The organism is Pseudomonas sp. IT-P2, assembly GCF_949767575.1.
Taxonomy (GTDB): domain Bacteria; phylum Pseudomonadota; class Gammaproteobacteria; order Pseudomonadales; family Pseudomonadaceae; genus Aquipseudomonas; species Aquipseudomonas pharyngis.
Map to the genome: position 1 here is coordinate 238,809 of NZ_CATKQA010000048.1, position 14,928 is coordinate 253,736.

General features: G+C 62.3%; 11 protein-coding genes. 6 read left to right on the plus strand and 5 right to left on the minus strand.

Features of this window, described 5'->3' with window-relative positions:
• Positions 1 to 23 precede the first annotated feature (23 nt).
• The gene (locus ACM6JM_RS28600) at positions 24 to 1,298 is read left to right on the plus strand and encodes a glucarate dehydratase family protein (RefSeq protein ID WP_163975637.1); all 1,275 of its coding nucleotides are present in this window, start codon (positions 24 to 26) and stop codon (positions 1,296 to 1,298) included.
• 42 nt (positions 1,299 to 1,340) lie between these two features.
• On the opposite strand, the gene ACM6JM_RS28605 is transcribed toward ACM6JM_RS28600, so the two are convergent.
• Entirely contained in the window at positions 1,341 to 2,225 is an 885-nt protein-coding gene (locus ACM6JM_RS28605; RefSeq protein ID WP_011334658.1) for a LysR substrate-binding domain-containing protein, read from the minus strand.
• A gap of 159 nt (positions 2,226 to 2,384) precedes the next feature.
• Here ACM6JM_RS28605 and ACM6JM_RS28610 point away from each other — a divergent pair, with 159 nt between their 5' ends.
• Together ACM6JM_RS28610 and ACM6JM_RS28615 are read left to right on the plus strand one after the other, a co-directional pair.
• Complete coding sequence (locus ACM6JM_RS28610; protein WP_414882862.1) at positions 2,385 to 5,414, plus strand: FAD-binding and (Fe-S)-binding domain-containing protein; 3,030 nt, start codon at positions 2,385 to 2,387, stop codon at positions 5,412 to 5,414.
• A gap of 115 nt (positions 5,415 to 5,529) precedes the next feature.
• On the plus strand, positions 5,530 to 6,699 hold the full coding sequence (locus ACM6JM_RS28615; RefSeq protein WP_085667592.1) for a DUF1624 domain-containing protein: 1,170 nt from the start codon (positions 5,530 to 5,532) through the stop codon (positions 6,697 to 6,699).
• A 6-nt stretch (positions 6,700 to 6,705) separates the two neighbouring features.
• On the opposite strand, the gene ACM6JM_RS28620 is transcribed toward ACM6JM_RS28615, so the two are convergent.
• A complete protein-coding gene (locus tag ACM6JM_RS28620) occupies positions 6,706 to 7,611 on the minus strand; it encodes a LysR family transcriptional regulator (protein WP_085667593.1) in 906 nt (301 codons plus the stop codon).
• A gap of 130 nt (positions 7,612 to 7,741) precedes the next feature.
• On the opposite strand from ACM6JM_RS28620, the gene ACM6JM_RS28625 reads away from it, so the two are divergent.
• Together ACM6JM_RS28625 and ACM6JM_RS28630 are read left to right on the plus strand one after the other, a co-directional pair.
• Entirely contained in the window at positions 7,742 to 8,572 is an 831-nt protein-coding gene (locus ACM6JM_RS28625; RefSeq protein ID WP_163975628.1) for an oxidoreductase, read from the plus strand.
• 76 nt (positions 8,573 to 8,648) lie between these two features.
• On the plus strand, positions 8,649 to 10,181 hold the full coding sequence (locus ACM6JM_RS28630; protein ID WP_414882863.1) for an MFS transporter: 1,533 nt from the start codon (positions 8,649 to 8,651) through the stop codon (positions 10,179 to 10,181).
• A gap of 48 nt (positions 10,182 to 10,229) precedes the next feature.
• Here the strand turns inward: ACM6JM_RS28630 and ACM6JM_RS28635 are convergent, their stop codons facing one another.
• A complete protein-coding gene (locus tag ACM6JM_RS28635; RefSeq protein WP_039766949.1) occupies positions 10,230 to 11,621 on the minus strand; it encodes an aldehyde dehydrogenase family protein in 1,392 nt (463 codons plus the stop codon).
• A gap of 103 nt (positions 11,622 to 11,724) precedes the next feature.
• Here ACM6JM_RS28635 and ptrR point away from each other — a divergent pair, with 103 nt between their 5' ends.
• Entirely contained in the window at positions 11,725 to 12,606 is an 882-nt protein-coding gene (gene ptrR / locus ACM6JM_RS28640; RefSeq protein WP_414882873.1) for a putrescine utilization regulator PtrR, read from the plus strand.
• An 88-nt stretch (positions 12,607 to 12,694) separates the two neighbouring features.
• Here the strand turns inward: ptrR and ACM6JM_RS28645 are convergent, their stop codons facing one another.
• Complete coding sequence (locus ACM6JM_RS28645; protein ID WP_414882864.1) at positions 12,695 to 14,260, minus strand: aldehyde dehydrogenase (NADP(+)); 1,566 nt, start codon at positions 14,258 to 14,260, stop codon at positions 12,695 to 12,697.
• Positions 14,257 to 14,895, minus strand: coding sequence for an isochorismatase family cysteine hydrolase (locus ACM6JM_RS28650; RefSeq protein ID WP_414882865.1), 639 nt, complete (start codon positions 14,893 to 14,895; stop codon positions 14,257 to 14,259). The genes ACM6JM_RS28645 and ACM6JM_RS28650 overlap by 4 nt, the downstream gene beginning before the upstream one ends.
• Positions 14,896 to 14,928: the final 33 nt, after the last annotated feature.

Sequence of the window (14,928 nt, forward strand, 5' to 3'; positions counted from 1 at the left end):
TCCGACTCAACAGGAGCGTCATTTTGAAAATCACTCGCGTAACCGTCACTCCGATCGCTTTCCGTGATCCGCCGCTGCTCAACGCCAGTGGCATCCATGAACCGTTCGCCCTGCGCTCGATCATCGAGATCGAGAGTGACAACGGCTACATCGGCCTCGGCGAAAGCTATGGCGATGCCCCGGCGTTGGCGATCCAGCAACAGTTGCAGTCGCAGTTGATCGGTCTCGATCCGTTTAATCTTAATCAGCTGCGTCGGATCGTTCAGACCACGGTTGCCACCCACAAACCGGCAAGTCTGGCGGGTGCCGAACTGGCGCCCGGTTCCCACGCCAGCAAGGCCGTCAGCAATGCGTATTCGGCGTTCGAAGTGGCGTTTCTCGACTTGCAGGCCCGTTACCTGAATGTGCCGCTGGTGGATCTGCTGGGCGGTGCGGTGCGCGACGAAGTGCCGTTCAGTGCCTACCTGTTTTTCAAGTATGCGCAGCACGTCGATTCACCGTACAAACCGGACAACTGGGGCGAGGCGCTGAACGAGCAGCAAATCGTCGCCCAGGCGGCGCGGATGATCGAGGCGTACGGTTTCAAGAGCATCAAGCTCAAGGCCGGCACGTTGCCGCCGGAGCACGAAGTGGCGTGCATCAAGGCGCTGAAAAAGGCCTTTCCCGATTATCCGCTGCGCATCGATCCCAACGGCAACTGGTCGCTGGAAACCTCGATCCGCATGGCCGAGTTGCTGGGTGATGATCTGCAGTATTACGAGGATCCGACCCCGGGTCTCGACGGTATGGCCGAGCTGCACAAACGCACCGGGCTGCCGCTGGCGACCAACATGGTGGTCACTGACTTCGACGAGTTCCGCCGCAGCGTGGCGCAGAACAGCGTGCAGATTGTTCTCGCCGATCACCATTACTGGGGCGGCCTGCGTGACACCCAGACCCTGGCGAAAATGTGCGACACCTTCGGCCTCGGCGTGTCGATGCATTCCAACTCACACCTGGGCATCAGCCTTATGGCCATGGCGCACGTGGCGGCCGCCGTGCCAAATCTGGACTACGCCTGCGACACCCATTATCCGTGGCAGGAGCCGGATGAAGAGGTGATCAAGGGCGGCAAACTGCCGATCGTCGATGGCTGCGTGACGATCACGCGTGCGCCGGGCCTGGGGTTGGAACTGGATCACGATCAACTGGGCAAGCTGCATGACCAGTACCTGACCTGCGGCATTCGCCAGCGCGATGATGTGCGGCAGATGCAACGCTATAAACCTGACTGGAAAGCGCTGAAGCCGCGATTCTGATCGAGCAAAACCAGAGGGCGCCAAACGGCGCCCTCGATTGTTTCAAAGCGTGCGCATTAACCAGTCGCGAAACGCCTTCAGCGACGCCAGCGACTCATTGCGCGCCGGGTACACCAGGTAATAGCTGCGCCGGCTGCTGATCGGTTCACCCAGTTGCAATAGCTCGCCGTTGTGCAATTCATCTTCCACCAGAATCCTCGGCACCAGCCCGATGCCGATATTGGCGCGCACGGCCTGGATCAAGTGCGAGGTCATCTCGAAACTTGGGCCAATGCGCATGCTGCGATGGGGCAGGGCATGATGGCTGAACCACTCGGACCAGGCCTGAGCGTTGCTACTGACGTTGAGCAGCAGTTGCCCGGCGATGTCCTTGTCGGCCGCACGGCGTTCGGCATCGGACAGCTGCGCACTGGCGATCACCACCAGTTCTTCGGTGTGCAGGCGGTGAGCGGTCAGCCCCGGCCAGTCACCGCCACCGACGCAAATCGCCGCGTCGATTTCGCTGGTGTCGAAGTCGATCGTTTCGATGCGTGAATGCAGGTGCACAGTCATGCCGGGGTGGGCAGTGTAGAAATCCTTCAAGCGTGGCAGCAGCCATTTCGAGCCGAAGGTCGGCAGGGTCGCCAGGCGCAAACTGTGGATGCCAGAGCCAAACGCCATGGCCTGCAACGTCGCGCTGCGGATCTGGCCGAGGGCTTCGGACAGTTCGCGCTGATACATGCGCCCGACGTCGGTGAGAATCACCCGCCGGCCTTCACGGCTGAACAGGCGCATGCCGAGCATCTTTTCCAGAATCTGCACCTGCCGGCTGACCGCGCTTTGGGTCAGCGACAGTTCGTGGGCGGCGCGGGTGTAGCTTTCATGGCGTGCGGCGGCTTCAAATGCCAGCAGCAACGACATCGAGGGAGTGAGGGTTCGCGGATTCATTCGTTTTAGTCATGGATTGCGGGTCGATTTTACGGTTGTCCCGGCGTCGCTCTGCAATGAACATAAGGCCTATGAGATGGCGGGAGCGTGACGCAATCATTCATTGCGCACAACTGTTCACCGCCACACGGCCCGTTTTTGACCGAGATTGCACTTCCGATGATTGCTCAGCTGTCGCCTTCCACCCCGTTGAACACTGACTACCAACAGTTTCTCAAAGCCCTTGAAACCAGCGGCTTTCGTGGCGAAATCAGTGCCGACTACGCCAGCCGCGTGGTGCTGGCCACCGACAACTCGATCTATCAGCGCTTGCCGCAAGCGGCGGTATTCCCGCGTGACGCCGACGACGTGGCGCTGCTGGCCCGTCTGATCGCCGAACCGGCGTACCAGAAAGTGGTGATCACCCCTCGCGGTGGCGGCACCGGCACCAACGGCCAGTCGTTGACCGACGGCATAGTCGTCGACCTGTCGCGGCACATGAACCGCATTCTCGAAATCAACGTTGAACAGCGTTGGGTAAGGGTGCAGGCCGGCGTAGTGAAGGATCAACTGAACGCCGCCCTGAAATCCGCCGGGCTGTTTTTCGCCCCGGAACTGTCGACCTCCAACCGCGCTACGGTCGGCGGCATGATCAACACCGACGCCAGCGGCCAGGGCAGTTGCACCTACGGCAAGACCCGCGACCACGTGCTGGAACTGCACATGGTCCTGCGCGGTGGCGAGCGCTTGCACGGTCGCCCGCTGGAAGAGAGCGAGCTGACAGCGGAATGCGCCCGCGAGGGCCGGGCCGGCGAGGTGTATCGCTGTGCGCGGCAGATCATCGATGAGCAGGGCGAGCTGATCCGGGAAACCTTCCCCGATCTCAACCGCTGCCTGACTGGCTACGACCTGGCGCACCTGCGCGAGGCCGACAATCGTTTCAACCTCAACAGCGTGCTGTGCGGCGCCGAGGGTTCGCTGGGGTTTGTGGTCGAGGCCAAACTCAATGTGTTGCCGATTCCCAAGCACACGATGCTGGTGAACATTCGCTACGCCGGCTTCATGGATGCCTTGCGCGATGCCCGGGCGCTGATGGCGCTCAAGCCGCTGTCGATTGAAACAGTGGACTCCAAAGTGCTGTTGCTGGCGATGCAGGACATCGTCTGGCACGGCGTCGCCGAGTACTTTCCGGAAAGCGCCGAGCGGCCGACGCTGGGGATCAACCTGGTGGAATTCTGCGGCGACGATCCCGAGGAGCTGCAACGCCGGGTCGAAGCCTTCGTCCAGCACTTGGGCAACGACGCCACGGTCGAACGCCTGGGGCATACGCTGGCCGTCGGGCATGCGGCGGTGAATCGCGTCTACGGCATGCGCAAACGCGCGGTGGGCCTGCTCGGCAACGTCGCCGGTGAAGCGCGGCCGCAGCCATTTGTCGAAGACACCGCCGTGCCGCCGCAGCACCTGGCCGAGTACATCGCCGAACTGCGCGACCTGCTCGACAGCCACCAATTGCAGTACGGCATGTTCGGCCACGTTGATGCCGGCGTGCTGCACGTGCGGCCGATTCTCGACATGAAGGATCCGCAACAAGCTGCACTGGTGCGTCCGGTGTCGGACGGTGTCGCCGCGCTGACCCAGCGTTACGGCGGCCTGCTGTGGGGCGAACACGGCAAGGGCCTGCGCTCGGAATATGCGCCGGCCTTCTTCGGCGACTTGTACCCGGCGCTGCAAGCCCTGAAGGCGGCGTTCGATCCGTTCAACCAGTTCAATCCGGGCAAGATCGCCACGCCGAATATTCCCGGCGCGGCATTGCTGAAGATCGATGAAGTGACCCTGCGCGGCGAACTCGATCGGCAGATCGACGAGAAGGTCTGGCAGGACTACGGCGCAGCGATGCACTGCAACGGCAACGGCGCCTGCTACAACTTCGATCCCGACGACGCCATGTGCCCATCGTGGAAAGCCACCCGCCAGCGTGCGCAATCGCCCAAGGGCCGCGCCTCGCTGATTCGCGAATGGCTGCGGTTGCAGGGCGAGGCGGGGGTCGACGTGTTGGCCGATGCCAGCCGCCGTCCGCCGTTTTTCAGCACGTTGCTGCAGCGCTGGCGCAACAGCCGTGCGCAGGAACAGGACTTCTCCCACGAGGTGTACGACGCCATGGCCGGGTGCCTGGCGTGCAAGTCCTGCGCGGGGCAGTGCCCGGTGAAGGTCAACGTGCCGGACTTCCGTTCGCGGTTCCTTGAGCTGTACCACACCCGTTATCTGCGGCCGGCGCGGGATTATCTGATTGCTTCGCTGGAGTACACGATTCCGTACATGGCGCGGATTCCGTTTCTCTATAACGGCTTGATGGGCGCCTCGTTCAGCCGGCGCTTGATCGAACGTCTTGGCGGCATGGTTGATGTGCCATTGCTCAGCCGTTTCGATTTCCACGCGGCGATGCGCCGCTGGCAGGTTCAGCCAGCGTCGGTCGAGGTGTTGTCGGCGCTGTCTGCAGCCCAGCGCGAACGCAGCGTGGTGCTGGTGCAGGACGCCTTCACCCGGTATTTCGAGGCGCCGTTGCTGGCGGATCTGATCGAGCTGATTTCGCGCCTCGGTTATCAGGTCTACCTGGCACCGTTCAGTGCCAACGGCAAGCCGCTGCACGTGCAGGGCTTCCTCTCGGCGTTCAACCGCGCGGCGTTGCGCAATGCCGGGCAATTGCGCGCGCTGGCCGAGATCGGTGTGCCGTTGGTAGGGCTCGACCCGGCCATGACCCTGGTCTATCGCCAGGAATATCTGAAAGTCCCGGGAATGGAGCAATGCCCGGAGGTGGCGCTGGTGCAGGAGTGGCTGCTCAAGATCATGCCGGAGCAAGTCGGAACGCGCCGCGACGAAACCTTCCGCCTGCTGGCGCACTGCACCGAGAAAACCAACGCCCCGGCCGCCACCCGACAATGGGAGCAGGTGTTCGAGCGTGTCGGCCTGAAGCTCGCGACCCAGGCCACCGGTTGCTGCGGCATGTCCGGCACTTACGGGCACGAAGCGCGTAATCGCGAGACCTCGGCGGTGATCTACGAGCAATCCTGGGCGAAGCAGATCGAGGCGCCGGTGGAGAAGGGCGAAGCACTGGCCACCGGCTATTCCTGCCGCAGTCAGGTCAAGCGCCAGGCCGATCGACAGTTGCGCCATCCGTTGCAGGTCGTGCTGGAAACCCTGCGCACCGCGTGATCGCTGTTTGAGAACCGCTAGCGATTAGATCGGTTTTTCATGTTATAAGGTAACGCAAATTTTACGGCCGCTTTCGGGCGGCTGCATCGATCAACCTTTCGATTGCGATACTTCCATGACGATTGCGGTTCCCCGTTCTGCCCCCTCGGCGACTGGCCGGTTGCTGTCCATTGATGCGCTGCGTGGCCTGGTGATTCTGTTCATGTTGCTGGACCACGTGCGCGAAACCTTTCTGCTGCATCGTCAGGTCACCGACCCGATGGACATCGCCAGCACCGAGCCGGCGCTGTTCTTCAGTCGCACCCTGGCGCATCTGTGTGCGCCGGTGTTCGTGCTGCTGACCGGGTTGTCGGCGTGGCTGTTCGGCGAGAAGTACTACGGCAAGGCTGACGTCAGTGCCTTCCTGTTCAAGCGCGGACTGTTTCTGGTGGTGCTGGAATTCACTTTGGTGAATTTTGCCTGGACGTTCCAGCTGCCACCGACTGTGATCTACCTGCAAGTGATCTGGGCGATCGGCCTGAGCATGATCGCGCTGTCGCTGCTGGTCTGGCTGCCACGCTGGCTGTTGTTGACGCTGAGCCTGTCGATCATCGCCGGGCACAATCTGCTCGACGGACTGCACTTCGCAGCGGAGTCGGCGCTGCACATACCGTGGGCGATCCTGCATGACCGGGGCTGGATCGAGGCCAGCGAGACCTTGCGTCTGCGCACCTCGTACCCGTTGTTGCCGTGGATCGGCGTGATCGGGTTGGGTTACGCGCTGGGGCCGTGGTTCGCTCGTGCGGCCGATGCCGGGGTGCGTCAGCGCCGTTTGTTGATCGGTGGCATCACCGGTTTGCTGGGCTTTGTGGCGCTGCGGCTGGTCAACGGTTACGGCGAGAAACCCTGGGCCTTCGGTGACAGCGGTGTGCAAACCCTGATGAGTTTTTTCAACATCACCAAATACCCGCCGTCGCTGTTGTTCATCACATTGACGGTGAGTGTCGGACTGTTGCTGTTGCTGGTGTTCGAACGCGCACAGGATCGGCGCTGGATTCGCTGGCTGACGGTGTTCGGCTCGGCGCCGATGTTTTTCTACCTGCTGCACCTGTATGTGCTGAAGGTGCTGTACCTGATCGGCGTGGCGCTGTTCGGGCTTAATCAGGGCACCTATTTCGGTTTCTCTTCGGTGACGGCGGTGTGGCTGGCGGCGATGGTGCTGGCGGTCGCGTTGTTCCCGGCCGTGCGCTGGTTTTCGGCATTGAAGGCCCGGCGTCGCGACATTGCCTGGCTGAAGTATCTGTAGAACGGCTCAGCCCGTTTTGCCATCGCGGGCATGGCGGGCGAAGTCGATAAACGCCTTGAGCGGCGCCGGCACATGGCGCCGGCTCGGGTAATACAGGTGCAGGCCGGGATAGTACGGGCACCAGTCCGCCAGTACCTGCACCAGCCGCCCGCTTGCCAAGTGCTCGCGGGCCATGTCCTCGAACACATACGCCAGTCCCAAGCCCTGCAACGCCGGGCCGACCATCAGGCTGACATCGCCCAGGGTCAGCGGGCCGTTGACTTCGATTTCCTGATCGATGCCACCGCGTTCGAATTCCCAACGATACAGCGCGCCGCTGGGAAAGCGGTGACGGATGCAGGGCAGGGCGTGCAGATCCTCGGGTTTTTGCGGCGCGGCGTGCCGCTCGAGAAATGCCGGCGAGGCGACCACCACCGAGCGCAAGGTCGGGCCGATCGGCAGCGACACCATGTCCGCCTCCAGCCGATTGCCGAACCGCACCCCGGCATCAAAACCGGCGGCGACGATATCCAGCAGCGCATCGCTTTCGACCACTTCCAGGCGGATGTCCGGATAGGCCTGAAGGAACGCCCCGGCAATCGGTAGCAGGACCAGTTCGCAGGCCTGGCGCCCGGCAGTGATACGCAGGTTGCCGGAAGGCTTGTCGCGAAAGTGATTGAGGTCTTCGAGCGCGTCGTCGATGTCGCGAAACGCCGGTTTCAGCCGCACATATAACCGCTCGCCCGCTTCGGTCAGCGCCACACTGCGAGTGGTGCGATTGAACAGACGCACACCCAGGCGATTTTCCAGAGCGCGCAACGAATGGCTCAGCGCCGACGGTGTCAGGCCCAGATCCACCGCTGCACGGCTGAAATTCAGGTGCTGGGCGATGCAAAGAAAGATCGACAGATCCGCCGTGGACGGGTTTTTCATTTGTGAACACCTTTCACAAAGTCATGCAAATTTGTTGGGATTATCACATCAGTAGCACGGCTTTAAAGTCGACTCAACTCATCAAGAAGGCCCGGCAATCTCGCCAGGGTCACCGACAGGAGGAGTTGATATGCGTACCTGGCTGATTACCGGAGCTTCCCGTGGTTTTGGCACCCTTATCGCTGAGCAGGCCCTGCGTGCCGGTGACGCGGTGATTGCCACCGCCCGCAACCCGCAAGACATCACCGACCGCCTCGGCGATCACCCGAACCTGCTGGCGGTGCGGCTGGACGTCACCCGCGAAGAGGAAGCCCACCAAGCGGTGGCACAGGGCATCAAGCGCTTCGGCCGCATCGACGTACTGATCAACAATGCCGGCTTCGGCGTGTTGGGCGCCGTCGAAGAAACCAGCGCCAGCGAAACCGAGCGCCTGTTCGCGACCAACGTGTTCGGCCTGCTCAATGTCACCCGCGCGGTGCTGCCGCACATGCGTGCCCAGCGCAGCGGACGGGTCATCAACATCTCGTCGATTGGCGGTTATCAGGCCTACGTGGGCTGGGGTGTCTACGGCTCGACCAAGTTCGCAGTGGAAGGCATCAGCGAAGCGCTGCATCAGGAACTGGCGCCGCTGGGCATTCATGCCACGGTGGTCGAACCGGGCTTCTTCCGCACCGACTTCCTTGACGAACAATCGCTGATCAAGACCGCACTGGTGCTGCCGGACTACGACGAAACCGTCGGCAAGATGCGCACGTTTGCCGAAGCGGCCAACCATGCCCAGCCGGGCGATCCGCTGAAGTTTGCCGAAGCGATGCTGGCGCTGGTCAACGCGCCGAATCCGCCGCAGCGGCTGGCGCTAGGCAGCGACACGGTTGCACGGATCGAGGCGAAGAACCGCTTGGTGGCGCAGGAATTGGCCGAGTGGAATGAGCTGGCGCTGTCCACGGATTTCAAGGACTGACCTGGCCCCTCGTTGAAGCCATCGCAGGCTGCGCTCTGTTGATCGCAGCCTGATTTTCTTTTCATTGGATGAAATCATGACAAACGTCTCCCAACACACGGGCGCGCGCGACAAGCTGCTGATCCTCGCAGCCATTTGCCTGTCGGCTCTGGTCCTTCCGTTAAGTTTCACTGGTGGCGCGGTGGCAACGCCGGCCATTGGCGGTGACCTGGGCGGCAGCCCGGTGGCGCTGACCTGGATCACCAATGCGTTCATGTTGTCGTTCGGCAGTCTGCTGATGGCGGCGGGGGCGTTGGCCGATGTCTATGGACGCAAGCGCCTGTTCACCGGCGGCATGCTGTTGTTCACCGCCGCGTCGATTGCCCAGAGCCTGGCACCTTCGGTGTTCTTGCTCGACGTATTGCGAGCGGTTCAGGGCGTGGCCGGTGCGGCGGCTCTGGCCAGTGGTTCGGCGGCGCTGGCGCAGGAATTCGAAGGTCATGCGCGCACCCGTGCGTACAGCATGCTCGGCACCACGTTTGGTATCGGTCTCGCGTTCGGCCCGTTGGTGGCCGGAGCGTTGATCGAGGCGTTCAACTGGCGCGCGATCTTTGTGTTCACCGCGCTGATTGGTGTGATCGCGATGGTCTTCGGTCTGCCGCGCATGCGCGAAACCCGCGACCCCGACGCCAGCGGTCTCGACTGGCCGGGCACCGTGACATTCAGTTCGATGCTGGCGCTGTTTACGTTCGGTGTGATTCAGGCACCCGAGAGCGGTTGGGGCAGTCCGTTGGTGGTTGGTCTGCTGGGTGCTTCGGCGCTGTTGCTGGCGCTGTTCGTCTGCATCGAAATGCGCGTCAAACGTCCGATGCTCGATCTGACGCTGTTCCGCTTTCCGCGCTTCGTCGGCGTGCAGATGCTGCCGATCGGCACCTGCTATTGCTACATCGTGCTCGTGGTCATGCTACCGCTGCGTTTTATCGGCGTCGAAGGCTTGAGTGAAATCGATGCCGGCCTGCTGTTGCTGGCGCTGTCGGCGCCGATGCTGGTGGTGCCGATGCTCGCGGCGTCCATGACCCGGTTTGTCTCGGCCGGCATCCTGTCGGGCGTGGGCTTCCTGATTGCCGCCGTGGGGCTGCACTGGCTGAGCCTGTACGACGTCGGCGAGCCGAAATTTGCGCTGGTGGTGCCGATGGTATTGATCGGAATCGGTGCGGGTCTGCCGTGGGGTTTGATGGACGGACTGTCGGTCAGCGTGGTGCCAAAGGAACGTGCCGGTATGGCGGCCGGGATTTTCAACACGGTGCGGGTGGCGGGTGAGGGGATTGCACTGGCCAGTGTCGCGGCGATTCTTGCCTCGCTGCTGCATACCGATCTGCAAGCCGTGGCCAGCGGTGCAGACACCGCGCTGATTGCGGAGACGGCGCACCGGGTGACCACCGGCGACATGGCGCATGCGATCAACACGGTTCCGGGGTTGGATAATGAACGTCTGGTGCAGGGTTACGCCTCGGCGTTCCAATATCTGCTGCACATCCTGACGATCATCACCCTGGTGTCGGCGGCTGTGGTGCTGGGGCTATTAAGCAAAGATCGGACGGTCTCGGAACCCCAACAGGCTGCGGCATAAATGAAAAAGCCCGGAAGCGCAAAACGCTTCCGGGCTTTGTTCATTGGTTCAGCGGCGATCCAGCCACACCGTCTGCGCATTGCAGAACTCGCGCACGCCGAAGTGCGACAGCTCGCGGCCGAAACCGCTTTTCTTCACGCCGCCGAAGGTCACGCGCGGGTCGCTGGCGGAGTAACCGTTGATGAACACGCCGCCGGTTTCCAGTTCGCTGGTCAGTTGCTGGGCCAGGGCGACGTTGGCGGTGTAGATCGTGGCAGTCAGGCCGAACTCGCTGTCATTGGCCAGCGCTACAGCGTGGGCGCAGTCGCGAGCGGTAATGATCGAGGCCACCGGGCCGAACAGTTCCTGCTTGAACGAAGTCATGCGGTCGGTGACGTCGGCCAGTACGGTCGGCTCGTAATAGTTGCCCGAACCTTCTACTTTGCTGCCGCCGAGCAGCAGGGTGGCGCCTTCTTCCAGGGTGTCGCGCACTTGTTGATCGAGTTCGTCACGCAGGTCAAAACGGGCCATCGGGCCGATGTAGTTGTCGGCGGACAATGGGTCGCCCATCTTCAACTGGCGGGTGGCTTCGACGAATTTGCGGGTGAATTCTTCGACCACACCTTCTTCGATGATCAGGCGTTTGGCGGCGGCGCAGACTTGCCCTGAGTTCTGGTAACGACCGATCACCGCCGCTTGCACGGCTTCGTCGATATCGGCGTCATTGAGCACGATAAACGGATCGGAGCCGCCCAGTTCCAGTACGCATTTCTTCAGCGCGGCACCGGCCTGTGCACCGATGGCCATGCCGGCGCGGACGCTGCCGGTCAGGGTTACGGCTGCAATGCGCGAATCGGCAATGGCGGTCGAAACGCCTTCCGGGGTGACGTTGATCACTTCGAACACGCCATCGGCAAAACCGGCGCGGGTGAAGGCGTCGCGCAGCAGATAGGCGCTGCCCATCACGTTCGGCGCATGTTTGAGCACGTAAGTGTTGCCGGCGATCAGCGCCGGGACGGCGCCGCGCAGCACTTGCCAGATCGGGAAGTTCCACGGCATCACGGCAAGGATCGGGCCGAGCGGACGGTACTCGATACGTGCCTTGCCGCCCTCGACCAGGGTCGCTTCGGCGTTGAGCATGGCCGGGCCGTGTTCGGCGTACCACTCGCAGAGCTTGGCGCATTTCTCGATTTCGCCACGGGCCTGGGCGATCGGCTTGCCCATTTCCCGGGTGATCATGGTGGCCATGGCTTCGCTGCTGTCACGCAGAGCACCGGCCAGCGCGGTCAGGGCGCGGGAGCGATCCTGCAGCGGTTTGCGTTTCCACTTGTTGAAGCCGAACGCCGCGCGGGTCAGTGCAGCATCGAGGGCGTCGGCGGATTCGAAGGCGTAATGACCGATCTGCTCGCCGGTGGCGGGATTGATCGAGATAGCGTGGGTCTGGCTGGAAATCGGGCTCATGGCATCGTCCTGCGAGGTCAGTGGATGCGCTCAGAGTAGGGTGGCGTTTGGTTTCTGGAAACTGAATAATAAAGAGCGTTTCTTTCACGATTGGAGAATGACTGTGGATCTGGTGCAACTGGAAATCTTCAAGGCCGTTGCCGAGCACGGCAGCATCAGCGCTGCGGCGGCGCAGATCCATCGCGTGCCGTCGAACCTGACGACGCGCATCAAGCAATTGGAGGAGGACCTGGGCGTCGACCTGTTCATCCGTGAGAAAAGCCGCTTGCGCCTGTCGCCGGCGGGCTGGAGTTTTCTCGAGTACGCGCGGCGCATTCTCGATCTGGTGCAGGAAGCGCGCGCCACGGTGGCTGGCGAGGAACCGCAAGGCGCGTTCCCGCTGGGCTCCCTGGAAAGTACGGCAGCGGTGCGGATTCCCGGTTTGCTGGCGACCTATAACCAGCAACATCCGAAGGTCGATCTGGACCTGTCGACCGGTCCGTCCGGGACGATGATCGACGGTGTGCTCTCCGGGCGCCTGGCGGCCGCGTTTGTCGACGGCCCGGTTTTGCACCCGGCGCTGGAGGGCATTCCGGCGTTCGAAGAGGAAATGGTCGTCATCTCGCCGCTTCACCACGGGCCGATCCAGCGCGCGGCGGACGTGAATGGCGAGAACATCTATGCGTTCCGCTCGAACTGCTCCTATCGCCATCACTTCGAAAAATGGTTCAGCACCGACGCTGCGGTGCCCGGCAAGATCTTCGAAATGGAGTCCTATCACGGCATGCTCGCCTGCGTCAGCGCGGGTGCCGGCCTGGCTTTGATGCCGCGCAGCATGCTGCAGAGCATGCCCGGCTGCGCGACGGTCAGTGTATGGCCGCTGGCGTCGGATTTCCGCTTTCTGACGACGTGGCTGGTATGGCGGCGGGGTACGGTTTCGCGCAGTCTGAGCATGTTTGTGCGTTTGCTGGAGGAGCGCGGTGTGGTGCGTGCAGAAGAGAATTGACGCTCTGGGTTCGGGTCTTCTCCATGAAGACCTGCTCATTTGATTGAAAAGCGTGCCCGGTTCGGTGATTCGCCGAACCGGGCATTTTTCATTGGCCGTCGATGCTGCGAGGCAGGTCGAGTGGATTGGCGTCGCGCAACACCTCCGGCAGCAATGCATCGGGAAAGCCCTGATACGCCACCGGCCGCAAAAAGCGCTCGATCGAGGTCATGCCGACCGAGGTGAAGCGGCTGTCCGAGGTGGCCGGGAATGGGCCGCCGTGTACGGTGGCGAAGGTCACTTCCTGCGGATGGGCGAAGGCGTTGACCACAATGCGTCCGGTGCGTCGTTCGAGGATCGGCAGCAGACGCTGGGCCAGATCCAGATCGCGGTCTTCAAGGTGAATGGCTGCGCTCAGTTGGCCCTTGAACGTGCGGGCGACTGCCAGTAACTCTTCATCATCCCTGACCGTTACCAACAACGCGGCCGGGCCGAACACTTCATGGGCCAGTGCGGTTTCGTTGAGAAAGTGCTGACCACCGACTTCCAGCAACGCCGAGCGGCCCTCAAACTGGCCATCCGACGGCGCGCCGACCGCCACCAGATTCGCCCCCACGCTTTCCATCGCCACCAGGCCGTTAACGTATGACCCGTGAATCCCCGGCGTCAGCATCGTACGCGCTGGCGCTTCGCTGACCCGTTTGATCATCGCATTGCGCAGCGCTTGCAGACCTTCGCCTTCAATCGCGATCAGAATCGACGGACACAGACAGGCCTGCCCGACATTCACCAGCATCCGCTCGATAAAGCCATCGCCGATTTCTCCGCCACGCGCGGACAGCGCTGCGGGCAAAATGAACGTCGGGTTGACGCTGGTCATTTCGGTGAAAACCGGAATCGGATCAGGCCGCAACTGCGCGCGGCGATAAAGCGCCATGCCGCCCACCTCTGAACCGGTGAACGTCACCGCTTTAATCAAAGGATGATCGACCAGCGCCTCACCGATCGCATTGCCGCCACCGCGCACCATGGAGAAAACCCCTTCATGCAAGCCATGCGACTGCACCGCTTTGCGGATAGCGCGAGCCTGGATTTCCGATGCGCCGGGATGTGCGTTATGCGCCTTGAGAATCACCGTCGCACCGGCCGCGAGTGCCGACGCAGTATCGCCACCGGCTACCGAATAGGAGATCGGAAAATTGCTCGCACCGAAGATCGCCACCGGGCCGATGGCGACTTTCTGCAGGCGATGATCCATCCGTGGTCGCGGCTGGCGATCAGGTTGCGCCGGGTCTATCGCCAGTTGCAGAAAGCGCCCCTTGCGCACCACCTCGGCGAACTGACGGAACTGGGTCGCGGCCCGGGCGGCTTCGCCTTCGAGCTGCGCCTGAGGCAGGCCGGTTTCCAGCGCGGCGCGGGCGGCCAATTCTTCGCGTACGGCGTCTAGGTTGTCGGCGATGCTTTCGAGAAACGCCGCACGTTCGGCCAGCGAAGTGTGGCTGTAGCTGTCGAAGGCCGCGTCGGCGAGGGTTGCCGCCTGATCGACCTGCGCTGCACCGCCGAAGGCGAATTCCGGTTCGATCAGCGTGTTGGTTGCCGGATTCAGCGCCTTCATCGTGCCCTCGGTGGCGGGGACGTCAGCGGCGCCGATCAGCATGTGGCCGGTCAGAGTCATTTTGCGTCACCTTGCGACTGAAGGTTGGCGATCAGTTCGTCTGTAGTGGTGATGACATGAGCGAAGGTCGGGCCGTTGAGTTCGTGGGCGGCGTGCATCATTTCCTCTTTAAACGCGGCGGTCGCATCGCGCACCAGCGTGACGTGATAGCCGAGTTCCGATGCATAGCGCGCGGTGGCTTCGATGCAGGTGTTGGCCAGCAGGCCGACGATGATCACGTGGGTGATGCCTTGCTGTTTCAGGCGAAAATCCAGGTCGGTGTTGGCGAAACCGCTGGAGCCCCAGTGTTCCTGAACCACGATGTCGCCGTCCTTCGGCGCGAAATCCGGGTGCCATTCACCGCCCCATTCGCCGCGCGCAAAGTGGTGCATGTGCATGATCTTTTGTTGGGTCGGGGTTGGATGGTCCCAGTTCTCGTAGTCGCCTTTGACCCAGCGATGATGCGGTACGATGACCACCGGAATCGGCAGGGCCCGCACGGCGCGATCGAGTTTGCGCAGGTTGTCGAGCAGGCCGTTCTGTTCGGCCATCGGTTTGAGCAGCGGAAAGATCTTGCCGCCCTCGGAGAGAAAATCGTTGTACGGATCGACCAGCAGGTAGGCGGTTCTGTCGAGCGGATAGAGAGGTTTCGACATGACGATGTACTCCGGCAATGAGAGTGATCGATG

What these genes read in the sequence shown, in the direction of transcription:
- ACM6JM_RS28615 (WP_085667592.1), top strand. Translation starts at nt 5,530, where the DNA reads ATGACGATTGCGGTTCCCCGTTCTGCCCCCTCGGCGACTGGCCGGTTG.
- ACM6JM_RS28625 (WP_163975628.1), top strand. Translation starts at nt 7,742, where the DNA reads ATGCGTACCTGGCTGATTACCGGAGCTTCCCGTGGTTTTGGCACCCTT.
- ACM6JM_RS28650 (WP_414882865.1), bottom strand. Translation starts at nt 14,895, where the DNA reads ATGTCGAAACCTCTCTATCCGCTCGACAGAACCGCCTACCTGCTGGTC.
- ACM6JM_RS28610 (WP_414882862.1), top strand. Translation starts at nt 2,385, where the DNA reads ATGATTGCTCAGCTGTCGCCTTCCACCCCGTTGAACACTGACTACCAA.
- ACM6JM_RS28645 (WP_414882864.1), bottom strand. Translation starts at nt 14,260, where the DNA reads ATGACTCTGACCGGCCACATGCTGATCGGCGCCGCTGACGTCCCCGCC.
- ACM6JM_RS28630 (WP_414882863.1), top strand. Translation starts at nt 8,649, where the DNA reads ATGACAAACGTCTCCCAACACACGGGCGCGCGCGACAAGCTGCTGATC.
- ACM6JM_RS28620 (WP_085667593.1), bottom strand. Translation starts at nt 7,611, where the DNA reads ATGAAAAACCCGTCCACGGCGGATCTGTCGATCTTTCTTTGCATCGCC.
- ACM6JM_RS28635 (WP_039766949.1), bottom strand. Translation starts at nt 11,621, where the DNA reads ATGAGCCCGATTTCCAGCCAGACCCACGCTATCTCGATCAATCCCGCC.
- ACM6JM_RS28605 (WP_011334658.1), bottom strand. Translation starts at nt 2,225, where the DNA reads ATGAATCCGCGAACCCTCACTCCCTCGATGTCGTTGCTGCTGGCATTT.